Consider the following 3,437-nt stretch of genomic DNA (forward strand, 5'->3'; position numbering starts at 1 on the left):
ATCGAACTGACTTCGCCGCCGTATTCCGACCGGTACGGGGCGAAATAGAGCGTGTTGGCGGACAGCGCATAGGATGAACCGAGCGCCCCGATGTGGCCGGACACCCGGCGACGCCCGAAGGTGCTCGGGTTGGATGTCGTTTCCGCGTTGAGCGTCGGCAGGCATGCCCGCGCTGACCACGGCCCGGCAGCCCCGAGCACGAATACCGGGCTCGAACCGAGCGCCACGGACGACAGGCTCGCATCCGCGTAGGTGCTCGACACAAAGCTTTGCAGCCATCGGTCAACGGTCAGCGTCGCGGCCGCGGTGAGCCGCCCAAGCCCGTGCGCGAGCGGCAGGCCTGCGCCATCGACGACCGAAAACGCAAACGGCCCGCGCGTCGCCGATCCGCTCCAGTACGCCGGAACGTTCTGCAGGCGCGGATAGCCCGTCACCGAAGCGAGCGTCATCGTGCCACCGGTTGAGACGTTCCCTGGGCTGGATACCGACTCGCGGACTCCGAAAGCAAGCATTACGGCGTAATCGTGACCGTCAGGGCGCCGATGGCGAAGCTCGCCGTGGCGCCGACGGTCAGCGTCGGAGGGCTCGTGACTGCTGCGTAGATCCAGACGTTGCCGGCGCCGTAGGTGCCAGAATCCACCAGTGCCCAGCAGTTGATCGTCCCCCAGGACGCGGTGGTGACCGTCGGGAACGTGATCGCCGCGAGATTGCTCGTGCTTCCCGTCGTGCCGTTCGACACCGACGTCCCCCCCTGGGTCGCCGCCCACACGGTGAGCGCATTGGCGCCGACCGATTGCCGGGCGTAGCCATTGGCATTGGCGACTTCGGTGCCGCTGCCGGCGGTATTCGTCGGGCAGGTGGTGTAGAGCGCGGCGAACCACGTCGAGGGCAATCCCGATGCCTGCCCGCGGAAGAGGAAGTCGATCAGGTGGTTCTGGGTGTAATACGTTAGAGGACCAGCGGCCTGCGCGGTTGGCGCGAGCGCCAGGAAGACAACCATACAGACCCAGAAGATGCGACTCAGGGATTTCATATGCGACTCTCCGTGTTAAATGGCCAGCAGTTCATAGTCGGCCCCGAGCACCACCTGGGTACCCGGCGTGATGGCGCGCGACAGCCCCATGATCAGCGCGACGATGCCGTCGATCTTGTTCTCCGGGCGTTCCTTGCGCGGATAGATGTTGTCCTTGGCGTCGAGGTGCGCGACCACGTTGCTCGCCATCCAGCCCAGCACCGGGTCGCCGTCGTGGATCAGTTTCTCCTGCAGGACCAGCGCTTCGAGCGTCTTCATCGGTTCCGAGAAGTTGAGCACGGTGGGTCGCACCTCGATCATCGGCAGTCCCTCGGCCAGCATCCGGGTCGACAACTGCGTCGCCTGGAACGGGTCGAAGGCCACCGCCTGGATCGCAAAACGCGAAGCAAAATCGATCAGATCGGCCTCGATCCAGCCGAAGTCGATGACGTTGCCCGGCGTCGCCGTCAGCCGCCCGCTGCCCATCCAGCCGGGGTACTGGCTGTTGCCGGTGGCGTGCACGGTGTCCTCCGGCAGGTAGTAGCGACCGAAGACGGCAAAAGCGCCGTCGATTTCCTGGTGCGCGAAGACCAGCAGCAGCGCCGCGATATCGGTCTTGCTGGCGAGATCGAGGCCCATCCAGCACGGCTGGCCGGCGTAGGCGTCGAGGTCGAGTCCCGGGTCGGCGCAGCGATCCCACGAGCGCATGTCCATCCACGCCGTGTCGGCGTTGACCCACTCGTTGAGGTGCTTGGTCTTGAAGTTGTTCACCGCGCTCGGCATCTGCATCGCCTTGGCCTGTAGCGGGATCAGCACTTCCGGGCGCACCGAGATGCCCCAGTTGGGATTGGCCTTGATCAAGGACTCTTCGAGCGTCCAGTCGTCCCCGTCATCGAGCCCATAGACCACGCCGAACTGGCTGTCGTCGTCGAAGACGCGATCGAGCAGTTTCGTCACGAAGGTGCGGACCTCGTAGCAGATGCCGGAACGGTTGCTGCCCGCGGTGGTGATCACCCACAACAGCGAGTTGTCGCGCTTGCCGGTGCCGGTCTCGACCACGTCATAGACGGTGCGGGTCTTGTGGGCGTGCAACTCGTCGATGCAACCGAAGTGGATGTTCAGGCCATCGAGCGTCGAACCCTCGGCCGACAGCGCCTCGAACTTCGAACCGCTCGCCAGCACGTGGATGTTGTGCGCCCCGACGCCGACCCCGAAGCGGGACCGGAAACCGGCCGACTGCCGCGCCATCGCCTGCGCATCCCCAAACACGATGCGCGCCTGGTCGCGGGTGGTCGCCAGCGAATACACCTCGGCGCCGCCTTCACCGTCAGCGGCCAGCATGTACAGGGCGACCGCCGAAGAAAGTGCCGATTTTCCCGAGCCGCGGGGCACTTCTATATAGGCACGGCGAAAGCGCCGCTTGCCATCAGATTTCACCCAGCCGAAGACGGTGGTCAGGATGAACACCTGCCAGGGCTCCAGAAGAATCGGCTGACCGGCCAGCGGCCCCTTGACGTGCGGCAATCGCTCCACGAACGCGCACAGGTTGTCGGCGGGTTGGAAACTGCGCCCCTGCCTGTCGGTGAGCCTCGGGTTGAAGCGGTAGGGACTGTTTCTGCCCTTGAAGCGCGCCAGATCGTCGAGCTGGCGCTGGCAGGCGAGGCGCACCCATTTGCACGCGGCAATATCTCTCCCGACCACGGCTTCGGCATATCGCCTGGCAATGGCAGCATAGTTGCGCACTGCCATCAGCCAGCGATCTCCGACCAGGGATCCGATTCGTTCGTCGAGTCGGCCGGCAGCGAAATCCGTGAGCGCGATGCAGGCGTGAATCCCATCTCGGCCTCGTAACCCTTCATCTCCAGCGCCAGGTCGCGGATCACGTCCATCAGGGGCGAACGCCGCAGAATGCCGCTGGGCGTCTTGATAATCATCCCGGAGACGCCGGCCTTGTTGATCTTGGAGAGAGCCTCGCGATACAGCCCCGAGCAGTTCGCCCAACGTTCGAGGACCGCGCCGTCGAGCGCGGAGAGCAGGCCGGGCGGCGAATTGGCCACGGCGTAGTTCCACGCTTCCTTGGCGCTCTCGGACATGTAGTCGGGCGGGGTGCACAGCGCCGTCGTGGGTTTTGGTTCCCGCGGATTGGTGCGGCACTTCTGCAGCGTCCCCTTGATCTCCTTGACGACCACGGGCAGGGGCTTACGTCCGGGCATAATTTCGGGGGTTCCTGAAAATGGTCTAACGCCCTGTAAACACTGGCTATTTAGGCCATTTTGCACAAAAAAAGTTTTTCATTTTGCACGCGCAAAAGAACGGGCAGGGGCACGCGTATGGCATATGCCATTGTAGAGAACCCAGGCCCCTAGGGGCCTGCAGCCCGGCGTTTTGCTGTCTCTCTTGCGGACTTAGCGTTATGGCATTTAAT

The 3,437-nt window shown here is 64.1% G+C and carries 4 protein-coding genes; all 4 read right to left on the reverse strand.

Going from position 1 to position 3,437, the window contains the following annotated elements:
- The coding region (locus tag Q1L50_RS07575) for a hypothetical protein (RefSeq protein WP_300337231.1) at positions 1-449 on the reverse strand (449 nt) is incomplete at its 3' end.
- Between the two features lie 62 nt (positions 450-511).
- On the reverse strand, positions 512-1,033 hold the full coding sequence (locus tag Q1L50_RS07580; RefSeq protein WP_300337233.1) for a hypothetical protein: 522 nt from the start codon (positions 1,031-1,033) through the stop codon (positions 512-514).
- A 15-nt stretch (positions 1,034-1,048) separates the two neighbouring features.
- Positions 1,049-2,761 carry a terminase TerL endonuclease subunit gene (locus Q1L50_RS07585; RefSeq protein WP_300337235.1) on the reverse strand — a complete coding sequence of 571 codons (1,713 nt, stop codon included), beginning with the start codon at positions 2,759-2,761 and terminating at the stop codon, positions 1,049-1,051.
- Positions 2,761-3,225, reverse strand: coding sequence for a phage terminase small subunit P27 family (locus Q1L50_RS07590; protein ID WP_300337236.1), 465 nt, complete (start codon positions 3,223-3,225; stop codon positions 2,761-2,763). Before Q1L50_RS07590 ends, Q1L50_RS07585 begins: the two co-directional genes overlap by 1 nt.
- Positions 3,226-3,437 lie beyond the last annotated feature (212 nt).

Source organism: Accumulibacter sp., assembly GCF_029255145.1.
Classification (GTDB): domain Bacteria; phylum Pseudomonadota; class Gammaproteobacteria; order Burkholderiales; family Rhodocyclaceae; genus Accumulibacter.

Excerpts from the sequence above, each read along its gene's own strand:
- Q1L50_RS07590 (WP_300337236.1), bottom strand. The coding sequence starts at position 3,225 with ATGCCCGGACGTAAGCCCCTGCCCGTGGTCGTCAAGGAGATCAAGGGG.
- Q1L50_RS07580 (WP_300337233.1), bottom strand. The coding sequence starts at position 1,033 with ATGAAATCCCTGAGTCGCATCTTCTGGGTCTGTATGGTTGTCTTCCTG.
- Q1L50_RS07585 (WP_300337235.1), bottom strand. The coding sequence starts at position 2,761 with ATGGCAGTGCGCAACTATGCTGCCATTGCCAGGCGATATGCCGAAGCC.